The organism is Streptomyces fradiae ATCC 10745 = DSM 40063, assembly GCF_008704425.1.
GTDB classification, from domain to species: domain Bacteria; phylum Actinomycetota; class Actinomycetes; order Streptomycetales; family Streptomycetaceae; genus Streptomyces; species Streptomyces fradiae.
In genome coordinates, this window is sequence record NZ_CP023696.1 from 4585691 (window position 1) to 4600380 (window position 14690).

At 73.6% G+C, this 14690-nt stretch carries 11 protein-coding genes, 2 tRNA genes and 1 pseudogene; 9 read left to right on the plus strand and 5 right to left on the minus strand.

The window, feature by feature from the left end:
- Nucleotides 1-3 precede the first annotated feature (3 nt).
- From CP974_RS31020 to CP974_RS20630, 3 genes and pseudogenes are all read right to left on the minus strand, one after another.
- Nucleotides 4-105, minus strand: a pseudogene (locus CP974_RS31020) (integrase); the annotation flags it as partial.
- Between the two features lie 376 nt (nucleotides 106-481).
- Nucleotides 482-997 (minus strand): NUDIX hydrolase, encoded by a 516-nt coding sequence (locus tag CP974_RS20625; RefSeq protein WP_031132563.1) that lies wholly within the window; start codon nucleotides 995-997, stop codon nucleotides 482-484.
- A complete protein-coding gene (locus CP974_RS20630) occupies nucleotides 994-2511 on the minus strand; it encodes a zinc-dependent metalloprotease (RefSeq protein WP_031132565.1) in 1518 nt (505 codons plus the stop codon). The genes CP974_RS20625 and CP974_RS20630 overlap by 4 nt, the downstream gene beginning before the upstream one ends.
- A 190-nt stretch (nucleotides 2512-2701) precedes the next feature.
- On the opposite strand from CP974_RS20630, the gene CP974_RS20635 reads away from it, so the two are divergent.
- From CP974_RS20635 to CP974_RS20650, 4 genes are all read left to right on the plus strand, one after another.
- On the plus strand, nucleotides 2702-3811 hold the full coding sequence (locus tag CP974_RS20635) for an SDR family oxidoreductase (protein WP_031132567.1): 1110 nt from the start codon (nucleotides 2702-2704) through the stop codon (nucleotides 3809-3811).
- 140 nt (nucleotides 3812-3951) lie between these two features.
- On the plus strand, nucleotides 3952-4413 hold the full coding sequence (locus CP974_RS20640; protein WP_031132569.1) for a molybdenum cofactor biosynthesis protein MoaE: 462 nt from the start codon (nucleotides 3952-3954) through the stop codon (nucleotides 4411-4413).
- 202 nt (nucleotides 4414-4615) lie between these two features.
- Nucleotides 4616-4822, plus strand: a complete 207-nt coding sequence (locus CP974_RS20645; RefSeq protein ID WP_031132571.1) for a hypothetical protein — start codon at nucleotides 4616-4618, stop codon at nucleotides 4820-4822.
- A 25-nt stretch (nucleotides 4823-4847) separates the two neighbouring features.
- Nucleotides 4848-5936 (plus strand): YlbL family protein, encoded by a 1089-nt coding sequence (locus CP974_RS20650; RefSeq protein ID WP_031132572.1) that lies wholly within the window; start codon nucleotides 4848-4850, stop codon nucleotides 5934-5936.
- A gap of 315 nt (nucleotides 5937-6251) precedes the next feature.
- Here CP974_RS20650 and CP974_RS20655 read toward each other — a convergent pair whose 3' ends face one another.
- Nucleotides 6252-6809: a PPA1309 family protein gene (locus CP974_RS20655; protein ID WP_031132574.1), complete on the minus strand. Its 558-nt coding sequence runs from the start codon at nucleotides 6807-6809 to the stop codon at nucleotides 6252-6254.
- 153 nt (nucleotides 6810-6962) lie between these two features.
- Here CP974_RS20655 and CP974_RS20660 point away from each other — a divergent pair, with 153 nt between their 5' ends.
- The 4 genes from CP974_RS20660 (at nucleotide 6963) to CP974_RS20675 (ending at nucleotide 12488) form a co-directional block, all read left to right on the plus strand.
- Nucleotides 6963-10019 (plus strand): UPF0182 family membrane protein, encoded by a 3057-nt coding sequence (locus CP974_RS20660; RefSeq protein WP_031132576.1) that lies wholly within the window; start codon nucleotides 6963-6965, stop codon nucleotides 10017-10019.
- Between the two features lie 103 nt (nucleotides 10020-10122).
- A tRNA-Met gene (locus CP974_RS20665) sits at nucleotides 10123-10196 on the plus strand.
- A gap of 192 nt (nucleotides 10197-10388) precedes the next feature.
- Nucleotides 10389-12338 (plus strand): tetratricopeptide repeat protein, encoded by a 1950-nt coding sequence (locus CP974_RS20670; RefSeq protein WP_031132578.1) that lies wholly within the window; start codon nucleotides 10389-10391, stop codon nucleotides 12336-12338.
- A 76-nt stretch (nucleotides 12339-12414) separates the two neighbouring features.
- Nucleotides 12415-12488, plus strand: a tRNA-Met gene (locus CP974_RS20675).
- A 175-nt stretch (nucleotides 12489-12663) separates the two neighbouring features.
- On the opposite strand, the gene CP974_RS20680 is transcribed toward CP974_RS20675, so the two are convergent.
- Entirely contained in the window at nucleotides 12664-13080 is a 417-nt protein-coding gene (locus CP974_RS20680) for a Fur family transcriptional regulator (protein ID WP_031132580.1), read from the minus strand.
- 144 nt (nucleotides 13081-13224) lie between these two features.
- Between CP974_RS20680 and CP974_RS20685 the strand changes: the two genes are divergently transcribed.
- Nucleotides 13225-14676 (plus strand): catalase, encoded by a 1452-nt coding sequence (locus CP974_RS20685; RefSeq protein ID WP_031132582.1) that lies wholly within the window; start codon nucleotides 13225-13227, stop codon nucleotides 14674-14676.
- The last annotated feature ends 14 nt before the right edge of the window (nucleotides 14677-14690 follow it).

Genomic DNA, 14690 nt, shown 5'->3' on the forward strand with positions numbered 1-14690 from the left:
CGCTCAGCTGCGGATGCCCTTCTCGCCGCGGATGCGGGCGCGTTCCCCGCGTTGGGCGGCGAGGACGTCGGAGTGGCGGGCGTTGCCGTTGCGCCAGCGCAGGTACCGCTAAGCTCGCGGGTCTGGACGGAGTCCTCATCGGCCTGTACCAGTTGGGCGACCACCGGCACGCGGTTCCCGCCGACCGAGGCCAGCAGCGTCATTCCCCTTCGGTAGTGCACCGAGTTCGCGCTGCCTCGGCGCGCGATCCGCTGCAACCGCCGGCCCTCCTGGTCGGTCAGCCTGCGGACCCTGACCGGCTCCGTCGTCCCCGCCTCCCGATGCGCGCTCGCACGTCATCCGACATCCGAGCGCGCCACGCTCCAGAAAGCCATCAGTAACCCGGCGGACCTGTCCGGTCGCGGCACCAGGTACGGAACGCGAGGGGCGGTGGGGGCCGCCGTCCCGGTGGCCCCCACCGCCCCTGCTGCCCGTCCCGGCGCTACAACCGGGCCAGGGTGCGCTCCACCAGCCGGACCACCGACGTGTCGGCGACCCCCGCCACGTCGTCGTACGGGAACCAGCGCAGGTCCAGCGACTCGTCGCTGATCGCCTCCACCGCGTCCGGCGGCGCCACCGCCGCGTACTGCACGTCCAGGTGCCAGGCGCAGGGCGTCGCGTGCCGGTCCAGCCGCACCGGGCCGCCCGGCAGCAGCGTCAGGCCCGGGATGCCGGACTCCTCCGTCGCCTCCCGCAGCGCGGCCTCCGCCAGGGTGCGGTCCCCGGGCTCGCAGTGGCCGCCCGTCTGGAGCCACATGCGCAGCTTCCCGTGCAGGGTCAGCAGCGCCCGGCCGCGCCGGGGGTCCACCACCAGCGCGCTGGCCGTCAGGTGCCCGGCCGCGCACGCCTTCCACATCGCGTCCTCGTGGGCGGCGAGGTGGTCCAGGTAGGCGAGGCGCAGCTCCTCCTGGTCCTCGTACGCCTTCAGGACGAGGACCGCGTCGGCGTGCAGGCTCACCGGTCGCCGCCGCCCTGACCGCCCTGCCCGCCGGCGCCGCCGTCCTCGCCGTCGCCGCCGCCCTCGGAGCCGCCGCCTCCGCCGGAGGCGCCCGCGGCGCCCTTCCCGTCGTCGGCGGAGCCGCCCGTGCCGCCCTCCGCGCCGGGGCGGCCGGTCCGGTCGGAGGTGCCGGCGGCCTCGCCGAGCATCTTGTCCAGCTCGGAGAAGTCCAGGTGCTCGCGGTGGACGAAGCCGTCGGGGTCGTCCAGGTCCGTGGCCGTCGGCAGCATGTCGGGGTGCGCCCACAGGGCGTCCCGGCCGTCGACGCCCCGCGCGTCGGTCAGCGACGCCCAGAGCCGCGAGGCGTCCCGCAGACGGCGCGGGCGGAGCTGGAGGCCGATCAGCGTGGCGAACGTCTGCTCGGCGGGGCCGCCCGAGGCGCGCCGCCGGCGCAGCGTCTCGCGCAGCGCGTCCGCGGAGGTCAGCCGGGAGCCGGCCGCCGCGTGCACGACCGCGTCCACCCAGCCCTCGACCAGCGCGAGCGCCGTCTCCAGCCGGGCCAGGGCCGCCTTCTGCTCGGCCGTGTCCTCGGGCTGGAACATGCCCTGCTGCAACGCCTCCTGGAGCTGCTCCGGGTTGGCCGGGTCGAGCTGCGCGACCGCGTCCTCCAGCTTGGAGGTGTCGACCTTGATGCCGCGCGCGTACCCCTCGACGGCGCCGAAGAGGTGCGAGCGCAGCCACGGCACGTGGGCGAAGAGCCGCTGGTGGGCGGCCTCGCGCAGCGCCAGGTAGAGGCGCACCTCGTCCAGCGGGACGCTCAGGTCGCGGCCGAACGCCGCCACGTTCGCCGGCAGCAGGGCGGCCTTCCCGGACGGGCCGAGCGGCAGGCCGATGTCCGTGGACCCGACCACCTCGCCGGCCAGCACGCCCACGGCCTGGCCGATCTGCTGCCCGAACATGGCGCCGCCCATGGAGCGCATCATGCCGATCAGCGGGCCCGCCATGGCCTGCATCTCCTGCGGCAGCACCTCACCCATGGCCGTGCCGACCCGCTCCGCGACCGGATCGACGAGCTGCCGCCACGCGGGCAGCGTCGCCTCGACCCACTCCGCACGCGACCAGGCGACCGCCGTGGCGGAGCCGGAGGGCAGGGACGTCACGCCGTCCAGCCACAGGTCGGCCAGGCGCACGGCGTCCTCGACGGCCGTCCGCTCGGCGGAGCCCACGCTCGCGTCCTTGGTGCCGTCCGGGGTGCCCTGGGCGACCGTCTGGCGGGCGATGGTCTGGGCCATGTCCCAGTTCACCGGGCCGCCCTCGTAGCTGAGCATCTGGCCGAGCTGCTGGAAGGCCGCGCCCAGGTCGGCCGGGTTGAACGACCCGAACATCGCGGCGAACGGATTGTCCGCGCCGCCCTGGCCGCCGGGCAGACCGCCGAACCCGAAGGGGTTGGCACCACCCTCGGGCTTCTTCTTGCCCTCGTCGCCGTCGTCCGGCTCCTCCGGCGGAAGGCCGAATCCGAATGGGGTGTCGCTCACGGGTTTCCTCGGCTCGTTGGGCCGCCGGCCTCACGCCGACGGCGGCTGCCCGACATCACATCCAGCGTAGACATCCCGGGCGGGTCTGGGGCTCGGTGCTCCACCCGCGCCACGGCTGCGGCAGGATGGACGGCACCTGTACGTGCGCGTCGTCCGCGTACGTACTGAAGACAACCGCTGGAGACGCCTGGTGAGTTCCCCAGATCCGCGGGTTCGCGCAGCGCGAAACCGCTCGACCCCGTCCGCCGCGCGGGGCCCCGTCGTCGCGGTCACCGGCGCCGCGTCCGGCGTCGGCGACCTGCTGACCCGGCGCCTCGCCGCGTCCGGGGAGATCAAGCAGGTCATCGCGATCGACGAGCGCCGCGGCGAGGCCGCCGACGCGCTGTGGCACATCCTCGACGTACGGGATCCGGCCATCGCCGAGAAGCTGCGCGGCGCGGACGTCGTGGTGCACCTGGCTCTGGACCTCGACCTGGAGACCGACCCGGCCGCCCGTACCGCGTATAACGTACGCGGTACGCAGACGGTGCTCACGGCCGCGGCGGCGGCGGGGGTCCGCCGGGTCGTCCTGTGCACCTCCGCCATGGTGTACGGGGCCCTGCCCGACAACGACATCCCACTCTCGGAGGACGCCGAGCTGCGGGCCACCGCCGAGGCGACGGGGGTGGGCGACCTGCTGGAGATCGAGCGCCTCGCGCGCCGGGCGCCCCGCGCGCACCCGGGGCTCAACGTCACCGTCGTACGGCCCGCCACCCTCGTCGGGGGCACCGACACGGCCCTGACCCGCTACTTCGAGTCGCCCCGGCTGCTGGTGGTCGCCGGATCCCGGCCGGCGTGGCAGTTCTGCCACGTCGAGGACCTGGTCAGCGCGCTGGAGTACGCGGCGCTGGAGAAGGTCGACGGGGAGTTCGCGGTCGGCTGCGACGGATGGCTGGAGCAGGAGGAGGTCGAGGAGCTCAGCGGCATCCGGCGCATGGAGCTGCCGTCCGCGGTGGCCCTGGGCGCCGCCGCCCGGCTGCACCGGATCGGCCTCACCCCGTCGCCGGCCGGGGACCTGGCGTACACGATGCACCCCTGGGTCGTCAGCGTCGGGCGGCTCCACGACGCCGGGTGGCGGCCGTCCTGGACCAACGAGGAGGTGCTGGCCGCGCTCCTGGAGGAGGTCGCCGGACGGCACACCGTCGCGGGCCGCCGGCTGGGCCGCAAGGACGCCACCGCCGCGGGGGCCGCGGGCGCCACGGTCGCGCTGCTCGGCACGGCGGCCCTCGTCCGCCGCGCGCGGCGCCGCCGGGGTCTGTGACGGACACGGCCTGTGGCCGGGTCCGTCCGGCCCGGCCCGTGGGACGCGCGCGGCCGGCGCCGGGCCGGGGGGAGGCGGAGAGGTGTCCGCGGGGTGGGCCGGCGGTGCCGGGGGGCGGGCGCGTACGGCACGATGGGGGCATGGCTGCCCTCCACGACCATCCCGGCGAGCGCGCCGCCGACGCGCCCGTGCGGCTGCTGGCGATCCGCGACACGCCGCTCTCCCTCGACGAGGTGTTCCGCGCGGTCGGCGACGACGCCGCCGGCGGCACCGCCCTCTTCGTGGGGACCGTCCGGGACCACGACGGCGGCGCCGCCGTGGACGCGCTCGGCTACTCCAGCCACCCCACGGCCGAGGCCGAGCTGCGGCGCGTGGCGGAGAAGGTGGCGGCGGACTTCCCCGTGCGGGCCATGGCCGCCGTGCACCGCACCGGCGAGCTGGCCGTCGGCGACATCGCGGTGATCGTCGCCGTGTCCTGCCCGCACCGGGCGGAGGCGTTCGCGGCGTGCCGGAGGCTGATCGACGACCTCAAGCACGAGGTGCCCATCTGGAAGCACCAGCGCTTCTCCGACGGCACCGAGGAGTGGGTCGGCTCCTGCTGAGCCCGCCCCCCGCGGAGCCCGCGCGAAGCCCGGCGGACCACCCCGCACAGCCGAGGACGAGTCCCCCGTGCGGGCTGTGCGAAACACCGACTCGGAGTAGCGCCCGCCCCGATTTGCGTAACCGGCCTCCCGGCAGCAGCGTTGAAACGACAGCTGGTTAATCTGCTGATCAGCCAGTCGCTTTCACTCTGGGGAGGTCGTGATGGCAGCACTCGCCTGGTTGCTGATTCCGCTGTCCGCTGCCCTCGGCGCCGCGATATGGGGCGGCTGGGCCGCGCGCACCCGCACCACCGAGGACATGGTCGAGCTGGACGGCTACGCGCGCTTCCGCGACGCGATGGACCGGGCGCACGCGCCCGCCGCGGACCCCTCTGACCAGCCACGGACGGCGGCCCCGAGGGTGCACTGACGGACCGTTCCCGTACTGTCGTTCCATGCCACGCCGCACCGCGACGCTGCTCGCCGCCACCCTCTCCCTGATCGCGCTGCTCTGCGCGGGAGTGCTCATCCCGGTGCCCTATTCCGAGATGAGCCCCGGCCCGACGGTCAACACGCTCGGCGACTCCGGGGGCGAGCCGGTGCTGAGCATCTCCGGCCACGAGACGTACCCGACATCCGGCCATCTCAACATGACGACCGTCAGGGTCACCGGAGCGGAGTACCGGATGAACCTGGCCGAGGCCGTCGCCGGATGGCTCTCCCGCGACAGCGTCGTCGTCCCGCACGACACGCTCTACCCGGACGGCAAGACCGAGGAGCAGTCCACACAGGAGAACGCCGAGGAGTTCAGCCAGTCGCAGGAGAGCGCCCGCGTGGCCGCGCTCCGCCAGCTCGGCCTCCCCGTGGCGACGCGCGTGGTCGTCTCCTCCGTGCAGAAGGGCAGCCCCGCCGAGGGCCTGCTGCACGCCGGCGACGTGATCAAGGAAGTGGACGGCGTGCCGGTCCGCGAGCCCAAGGACGTGGCGGCCGTCGTCAGCAAGCGCAAGCCCGGCGCCCCGGTCGACTTCACCATCGTCCCGGCCAAGGACGCCGCCGCGGCGGAGAAGGCCGGCCGCGAGCCGACCACCGGTGGGAAGGTCACCGTCACGACCCGGCGGGCGGACGAGGAGGACCGGGCGATCGTCGGCATCCAGGCCGGTACGGACCACACGTTCCCGTTCCGGATCGACATCCGGCTGGAGGACGTGGGCGGGCCCAGCGCGGGCCTGATGTTCGCGCTCGGGATCGTGGACAAGCTGACCCCGGGCGCGCTGACCGGCGGCCGGTTCGTCGCCGGTACGGGCACGATCGACGAGAGCGGCAAGGTCGGCCCGATCGGCGGCATCGAGATGAAGCTGGTCGGCGCGCGCGAGGCCGGGGCGGCGTACTTCCTGACGCCCGCGGCCAACTGCCCGGCCGCCGCAGAGCGGACTCCGGAGGGGCTGACGCTGATCAAGGTCGAGACGATCGCGGACGCGGTGAAGTCGCTGGACAAGGTGCGGGAGGGGGACACGGCCGCCCTCCCCGCCTGCTCCCGCGGCTGACGCGCGGGGCCGGGGCGCGGGCGGAAGCGACCGGCGCGGGGGCGTGGGCGCCATCCGCGCGTACGTCGCCTCGCCCGCCGGGCGGCCGGGCGGCGGCCGCCCCGCCGAGCGGTTCGCGCACGGCCGCCCCGGCACCCGGCGCCCCGCCTGCACGAGCCCTGCGCCCGGCCCCACGCGGCGCCCCCCGCCGTCCTCACCGCGCGCCGTCCTCACCGCGCGGCGCCCTCACCGCGGGGCGCCGCACCTCACCGCACCGCGCCCTCGCCGTGCGGTCTCCTCACCGCGCGGCGCCCCCGACCACCCGCCGCCGGGTGCTCACTCCTCGAAGGTGGCCGCCAGGGCGTCGGCCAGGCCCGGCACCAGGTCGGAGCCGGTCAGGACCTCCGCCGGGGAGTCCTTCTCGCGCAGCCGGATCGCCGACTCGCGCGCCCCGTCCCGCAGGACGGCCACGGTCATCCGCACCTCCTGCCGGTCCGGGTGGGCGGCGACCCACCGCGCCAGCCCGGCCTCGTCGAGCCCGTCGGGCACGGACCCCTCGGCGGACGGCGGGAGCATCAGCCGCTCCACGGTCAGGGCGCAGCCGGTGACCGCGTCGGGCCAGGCGACCGTGGCGAGGAACTCGTCCAGCGGGGCGCCCGCCGGCAGCTCGTCCTGCTCGATCGGGGTGAGCGGGGCGGCGGCGTCGTCGGAGTCGAGGCCGAGCTGGGCGGCGAGGCCGGGCTCGTCGGAGCGCAGCCGCACCGTGTCGACCAGGGCGAACAGGCGGGCCGGCCGGTCCCACCCGAGCCCGGAGGCGTACTCGTCGATCTCGAGGACCGCGCGTGTGAGCGGACTGGCGGCCATCGGGGGGCCGGAGGGGGATTCACTGGGCATGGTCACTATCCTGCCCTTTCCCTACCCGGAGACGGGAACCAGGTAAAGCCTTAGTAAGTTGCATGAGTGGGGCCCCGTGGAAATCGGGGCCGCAGCACCACCACAGGCAGCACACACGACCGCGAACTCGAGGGGCGCACGTTGGCTTTCCAGATGCCGGACCGCGGCGGAGGCCCGACAGGGCCACGGATCAGAGTCGGCCGGCCGTCCCGGCGGGCCCGCACCCTGCTCATGACGCTGGGGGTGCTGGCCGTGCTGGCCATGCTCTTCGTCATGTTCGCCGGGTTCTGGACGGACTGGCTCTGGTACCGGTCCGTCGACTACTCGTCGGTCTTCACCACCACCCTGTGGACGAAGGTCGGCATGTTCGCCGTCTTCGGCCTGCTGATGGGCCTGGCGGTCGGGCTGAACATCTGGCTCGCGCACCGGCTGCGGCCGCCGCTGAGCGCGATGTCGCTGGAGCAGCAGAGCCTCGACCGGTACCGCATGGGCGTCGCCCCGTACAAGAAGTGGGTGCTCCTCGCGATCACGGCGCTCGTCGGCCTGATCGCCGGGGCCTCCGCCGCGGGCCAGTGGCGCACCTGGCTCATGTGGGTGAACGGCGTGGCGTTCGGCGAGAAGGACCCGCAGTTCGGGATGGACGTCGCGTTCTACGCGTTCGACCTGCCCTGGTACCGGTTCCTGCTCGGCTTCGGCTTCGCGGCGACGGTGCTCTCGCTGATCGCCGCCGCCCTGACGCACTACCTGTACGGCGGGCTGCGCGTCACCAGCCCGGGCGCGCGCGCGACGGCGGCGGCCACCGGGCACCTGTCGGTGCTGCTCGGCGTCTTCGTGTCGCTGAAGGCCGTGGCGTACTGGCTCGACCGGTACGGCCTGGCGGTGAAGTCCAGCGACTTCAAGGCGGCGGGCAACTGGACGGGCCTGCGGTTCGTCGACGCCAACGCCTACCTGCCGGCGAAGACCATCCTGTTCTGCATCGCGGTCATCTGCGCCGTGCTGTTCTTCGCGACGCTGTGGCGCCGCACGTGGCAGCTCCCGGTCATCGGCTTCGGCCTGATGGTCCTCTCCGCCATCCTGATCGGCGGGCTCTACCCGGCGATCGTGCAGAAGTTCCAGGTCCAGCCGAACGAGCAGGCCAAGGAAGCGCCGTACATCAAGAAGAACATCGAGGCGACGCGCAAGGCCTACGCGATCGACGGGACGGTCCCCGAGAACTACTCGGGCAAGGCGACCGTCAAGGCGAAGGAGCAGCTCCGCAAGGACGCGGACGCGGCGGCGAGCTACCGCCTCGTGGACCCGAACATCGTCTCGCCGACGTTCCAGCAGCTGGAGCAGAAGCGTAAGTACTACCAGTTCCCCGTCACGCTCGACGTCGACCGGTACGACGGCAAGGACACCGTCGTCGGCCTGCGCGAGCTGAACATCAAGGGCATCCCGAAGCGGAACTGGATCAACGACCACTTCACCTACACCCACGGCTACGGCGCGATCATGGCGACGGGCACGTCGGTGGACGCCACGGGCTCCCCGGTCTTCACGGAGAGCGGCCTGCCGACCTCCGGCCAGATGCCCAAGTACGAGCAGCGGATCTACTACGGCGAGAAGACCGAGCAGTACTCGATCGTCGGCGGCCCGCAGAAGGAGCTCGACTACGAGGCGAACGGCGAGCGGACCACCAGCTACCGCGGCGACAGCGGCGTCAGCCTCTCGAACGCCTTCAACCGCGCCGCGTACGCGGTGGCGTTCAGCGAGCCGCAGATCCTGTACTCCGGGGCGATCGGCGACGGTTCGCGCATCCTCTACAACCGCACGCCCAAGGAGCGGGTCGAGGCGGTCGCCCCGTGGCTGACCATCGACGGCGACGCGTACCCGGCGGTCGTCGGGGGCCGCATCCAGTGGATCGTCGACGCGTACACGACGACGAACGGCTACCCGTACGCCTCCCGCACGACGCTCGGTGACAGCACGGCCGACTCGCTGACCGCGGGCAACCAGGCCCGCACGGTCGTCGCCCAGCAGAACCAGGTCAACTACATCCGCAACTCGGTCAAGGCGACCGTCGACGCCTACGACGGCACCGTGAAGCTGTACCAGTGGGACACCAAGGACCCGGTCCTCAAGACCTGGATGAAGGCGTTCCCCGGCACGGTCGAGCCGAAGAGCGCCATCAGCGACGACCTCAAGTCCCACCTGCGGTACCCGCAGGACATGTTCAAGGTCCAGCGCGAGCTGCTGACCCGCTACCACGTGCGCGACGCCGCCCAGTTCTACAGCGGCTCCGACGCGTGGCAGGTGCCGGCGGACCCGACGAAGAAGGACGGCAACGCGGTCCCGCCGTACTACCTGAGCCTGAGGATGCCGGGCGACGACCAGCAGCGGTTCTCCCTGACGACGACGTTCACGCCGAACGGGCGCCCGAACCTGGGCGCGTTCATGGCGGTCGACGCCGACGCGGACAGCGAGGAGTACGGCCGCATAAGGCTGCTGCGGGTCACGTCCGACGTGCCGGGCCCCGCCCAGGTGCAGAGCAAGCTCAACAGCCTCCCCGACGTGGCGACGTTCGTCCGGGACATGAAGGGCGCCGACTCGGAGATCGAGTACGGCAACCTGCTCACCGTGCCGATGGACGGCGGCTTCCTCTACGTCGAGCCGGTGTACGCGCAGGGCCGCAGCGCGCTCTACCCGCTGCTGAAGAAGGTGGCCGTGTCGTACATCGACGCGAGCAAGCCGGAGGGAGACGCCACCAAGGACACGACGGTGTTCGAGAACAGCCTCGCGGGCGCGCTGAACGCGGTGTTCGGGGTGGAGGGCGAGGCGCCCACGACCCCGCCGTCGGACACCCCGACCCAGCCGAGGCCGCCGGTGACCGGCGACGCCGCGCTCAAGCAGGCCATCGCGGACGCCCAGAAGGCGTACGAGGACGGTGAGGCGGCGCTGAAGAAGGGCGACTGGGAGGCGTACGGCAAGGCGCAGCGGGCGCTCGCGGAGGCCCTCCAGCAGGCCGCCCGGGCGGACGCCGAGCGCAAGGCCGCCGACCAGCCGGCGCCGGGCTCCGCCCCCGGCGGGCAGGCGCCCTCCGGCGCCCCCGCGAAGCCGGCGGACGCCGCGAAGCCCGACGGCGCCGCGAAGCCCGAGGGCACTGCGAAGCCCGACGCCGCCGCCGAGCCGGCGGGCGCCGCGCAGAGCGGCGCCGAGGGCAGCGGCGGCTGACCGGTTCGCGGCCCTCTCGCCGGGTCCCTCCTTCGAGGGGAACCCCGGCGGGAGGGCCGCGAAGAGCACCCCCCGCACCGTGATACGGTGGACAGCACAACGACGCGGGGTGGAGCAGCTCGGTAGCTCGCTGGGCTCATAACCCAGAGGTCGCAGGTTCAAATCCTGTCCCCGCTACTGAAACCAGGGGCCCGGATCCTTCAAGGATCCGGGCCCCTGGTCATGTGTGGGACCCAAAGCCGTGTTGGAGAGGGGGAGTTGGCGCCCGACGTGTTTGACTTGTCTCTCTGTGGGCATGTCGACAAAACGCTGAAGTGACCTCACTGGCTGCGGTATACCAGGTGTAGGCGGGTTGCGGGTGGTGCGACGATGGAATGCATGGGGGACAGGGCGACGCTGTTGGACACCGGGCGGTTCGAGCGACAGCACGCCGGAGAGGCCGCGGAGGCGTTCGACCACGCCGACGCCGACGCCGCACCGGAGGCCACGGGGGGCTGGCACGCCGCCGCGATGGACGCCGCGATGGACTTCGCGGAGGCCGCCGCCGACACCGTGGAGACCGAGGCACGGCACCGCCGTGCCGCCGACGACGGGGACGCCGCCTCGATGAGCGTCCTCGGCGCCATGCTGCTGCGCCGCGGCGACCTGGACGGCGCCGAGCCCTACCTGCGCGCCGCCACCGCGGCCGGCGACCGCGCCGCCGCCAACAACCTGGGCGTCCTGCTCCACCAGCGCGGCTACCCCGACGAGGCCGCCGGGTGGTGGCGCGTCGCCGCCGTCGCCGGCTCCGCCGCCGCCGCGCACGCGCTGGGCCGCCACCACCGGGAGCGCGGCGACGAGCCCGCCGCCGAGTACTGGCTGCGCCAGTCCGCCGAGCAGGGCCACGCCCTCGGCGCGTACGCGCTCGCCGACCTCATGGAGCACCGGGGCGACACCGGGTACGAGGGCTGGCTGCGCGTGGCCGCCGAGCAGGGCCACCGCGAGGCCGCGTACCGCCTCGCCCGCGCCCTGGAGCGGCGCTTCCCCAGGAGGGAGCCGGTGGACACCCTCACCGGGGTCGCCGTCACCGTCGACGTCCCGCCCCCGGACGACGGCGACGGTGACGACGACACGGCGGGCAGCGTCGAGCAGTGGTACCGGCAGGCCGCCGCGCGCGGCCACCGCCGGGCCGCGCTGCACCTGGGCGCGATCCTGGAGAAGCGCGGCGAGGTGAAGGAGGCCGGCCGCTGGTACCTGATGGCCGCCAAGGACGGCGAGCCGCGCGCCGCCTGCGCCCTCGGCTTCCTGCTGCGCGACGCGGGCGACGAGGAGAGCGCCGCCGTGTGGTGGCTGCGCGCCGCGCAGGACGGCGACGGCAACGCCGCCAACGCGCTCGGGGCCCTGCACGCCGCCCGCGGCGAGTACCAGACCGCCGAGCGCTGGTACCGGGCCGCCACGGACGCCGGCGACGTGAACGGCGCCTACAACCTCGGCCTGCTGTTCGCCGCCCAGGGCCGCACCGCCCAGGCCGAGCAGTGGTACCGCCGTGCCGCGTACGCGGGGCACCGCGAGGCGGCCAACGCCCTGGCGATCCTGCTCCTCCAGGGGGGAGACCCGCACGGGGCGGAGCCGTGGTTCTCCAAGGCCGCGGAGGCGGGCAGCGTCGACGCCGCCTTCAACCTGGGCATCCTCTACGCGGGCCGCGACGACGACCGCACGGCCCTGGGCTGGTACGAGCGGGCCGCGGCGGCCGGCCACACGGAGGCCGCCCTCCAGGTCGGCATGGCCCGGCTGCGCGACGGCGACGAGCGGGAGGCCGAGCGGCACCTGCGCTGCGCGGCGGGCAGCGGCAGCGCGGAGGCGGCGTTCCGGCTGGCCACCGTGCTCGACGCGCGCCAGCCGCCGCCGGAGCCGCACACGCTCGGCCAGCCGCGGGCGCCCAAGACCGAGTGCGAGGAGTGGTACGAGCGCGCCGCCGAGCAGGGGCACCGCCGCGCCCAGGTGCGGGTCGGCATGCTCGCCGCCGCGCGCGGCGACGTGGCCGAGGCGGCCCGCTGGTACCGGGAGGCCGCCGAGGCCGGCAGCCGCAACGGCGCCTTCAACCTCGGGCTGCTGCTCGCCCGCGAGGGCAACGAGCGGGAGGCCGCCCTGTGGTGGAGCCGGGCCGCGCGGGCCGGGCACGGGCGGGCCGCGCTGCGCCTGGCGCTGCTGGCCGCCCGGCGCGGCGAGCTGGCGGAGGGCCGGCGCTGGTGCGCCCGCGCGGTCGAGCTCGGGCCGGCGGAGGTCGCCGAGCGGGCGGCCCGGCTGAGCGAGGCGCTGCACCAGGAGCTGACCGCGTAGTGGGGGCGGTGGGGGCGGAGGGCGTGGAAGCGGATTTGCGCTGGTCCGCGGGGTCCCGTAAGGTGGTGTTCACCGACGCGGGGTGGAGCAGCTCGGTAGCTCGCTGGGCTCATAACCCAGAGGTCGCAGGTTCAAATCCTGTCCCCGCTACTGAAACCGAAGGCCGGATCTCATCGAGATCCGGCCTTCGGTGTTGTCGCGTTCCGCCCTGCCCGCCGCCCTCGGGTGCGATGGCGCGCCGCGGGCGAGGGCCGCGAGGTGGCGGCCGGGGCGGACAGGGCGAAGCCCCCGGCGCCGAGGCGGCGGGGGCTCGCGCGCGGTCCCGTCAGGCGGACGCGCACCGGGGGCAGAGCCCGCGGTACGTGACCTCCACGTCGGAGACCGTGAAGCCGAAGCGCTCCGAGTCCGGCAGGTCCGACAGGGGGTTTCCCGTCGGGTGCACGTCGCGGATCGCGCCGCACCGCGCGCAGACCAGGTGGTGGTGCGGGCGGTGCGCGTTCGGGTCGTACCGCTTGGCGCGGCGGTCCGTGGTCACTTCGAGGATCTCGCCCAGGCCGACCAGCTCGCCGAGGGTGTTGTACACGGTCGCGCGGGAGATCTCGGGCAGTCGCTCGGCGGCGCGCGCGTGGACCTCGTCGGCCGTCAGGTGGACGTGGTCTCCGTCCAGGACCTCGGCCACGACGCGGCGCTGCGCGGTCATCCGCCAGCCGCGGCCGCGCAGGCGTTCCAACAGGTCACTCATGCGTTTCAGCCTAACAGGCGGGGGATCGCAGTCCCGAATGGGTGTGGCTTTGGATGCGGGCTTGACTTAGACAATGTCCATTGTAGGATCGGGAACGGCTTTGGCCAAGGGACAGGATTTGTTGCCGCTACGCAGGAGGCGCACGTGACGCAGGGACCGCTCACCACGGAGGCCGGCGCGCCGGTCGCCGACAACCAGAACAGCGAGACCGCGGGCATCGGCGGACCGGTCCTGCTCCAGGACCAGCACCTGCTGGAGAAGCTCGCGCACTTCAACCGCGAGCGCATCCCGGAGCGCGTGGTCCACGCGCGGGGCGCCGGCGCGTACGGCACGTTCACCGTGACCGGCGACGTGACGCCGTACACGCGGGCGGCGTTCCTCTCCGAGATCGGCAAGGAGACCGAGGTCTTCCTGCGCTTCTCGACCGTGGCGGGCAACCTCGGCGCGGCGGACGCGGTGCGCGACCCGCGCGGCTTCGCGCTGAAGTTCTACACCGAGGAGGGCAACTACGACCTCGTCGGCAACAACACCCCGGTGTTCTTCATCCGGGACGCCATCAAGTTCCCCGACTTCATCCACACGCAGAAGCGCGACCCGTACACCGGCTCCCAGGAGGCGGACAACGTCTGGGACTTCTGGAGCCTGTCGCCCGAGTCGACGCACCAGGTGACCTGGCTGTTCGGCGACCGCGGCATCCCCGCCAGCTACCGGCACATGGACGGCTTCGGCTCGCACACCTTCCAGTGGAACAACGAGGCCGGCGAGGTCTTCTGGGTCAAGTACCACTTCAAGACCGACCAGGGCATCAGGAACCTCACCCAGGCCGAGGCCAACAGGCTCGCCGGTGAGGACCCGGACTCGCACCAGCGCGACCTGCGCCAGGCGATCGAGCGCGGCGAGTACCCGACGTGGACGGTGGGCGTGCAGATCATGCCGGCCGCCGACGCCGCCACGTACCGCTTCAACCCGTTCGACCTGACCAAGGTGTGGCCGCACGCCGACTACCCGGTCATCGAGTTCGGCAGGCTGGAGCTGAACCGGAACCCGGAGAACATCTTCGCCGAGGTCGAGCAGTCGATCTTCTCCCCGGCGCACTTCGTGCCCGGCATCGGCCCGTCGCCCGACAAGATGCTCCAGGGCCGCCTCTTCGGGTACGGGGACGCCCACCGCTACCGGGTCGGCATCAACGCCGACCACCTGCCCGTGAACCGCCCGCACGCCACCGAGGCGCGCACCCACAGCCGGGACGGCTACCTGTACGACGGCCGCCACAAGGGCGCCAAGAACTACGAGCCGAACAGCTTCGGCGGCCCGCACCAGACCGACCGCCCGCTGTGGCAGCCGGTCGCGGTCACCGGGCTGACCGGTGACCACCCGACGCCCGTACACGCCGAGGACAACGACTTCGTCCAGGCGGGGAACCTCTACCGGCTCATGTCGGAGGACGAGAAGGGCCGGCTGATCGACAACCTGGCCGGCTCGCTCTCCCAGGTCTCGCGCGACGACATCGTCGACCGGGCCGTCAACAACTTCCGTCAGGCCGACGGAGACTTCGGCAAGCGGCTGGAGGCCGCGGTCCAGGCCCTGCGCGGCTGACAGCACTGGACCGC

Coding starts and splice junctions, on each gene's coding strand:
- CP974_RS20640 (WP_031132569.1), top strand. CDS start 3,952: ATGGCTGCCCTCCACGACCATCCCGGCGAGCGCGCCGCCGACGCGCCC.
- CP974_RS20645 (WP_031132571.1), top strand. CDS start 4,616: ATGGCAGCACTCGCCTGGTTGCTGATTCCGCTGTCCGCTGCCCTCGGC.
- CP974_RS20650 (WP_031132572.1), top strand. CDS start 4,848: ATGCCACGCCGCACCGCGACGCTGCTCGCCGCCACCCTCTCCCTGATC.
- CP974_RS20655 (WP_031132574.1), bottom strand. CDS start 6,809: ATGCCCAGTGAATCCCCCTCCGGCCCCCCGATGGCCGCCAGTCCGCTC.
- CP974_RS20660 (WP_031132576.1), top strand. CDS start 6,963: ATGCCGGACCGCGGCGGAGGCCCGACAGGGCCACGGATCAGAGTCGGC.
- CP974_RS20670 (WP_031132578.1), top strand. CDS start 10,389: ATGGAATGCATGGGGGACAGGGCGACGCTGTTGGACACCGGGCGGTTC.
- CP974_RS20680 (WP_031132580.1), bottom strand. CDS start 13,080: ATGAGTGACCTGTTGGAACGCCTGCGCGGCCGCGGCTGGCGGATGACC.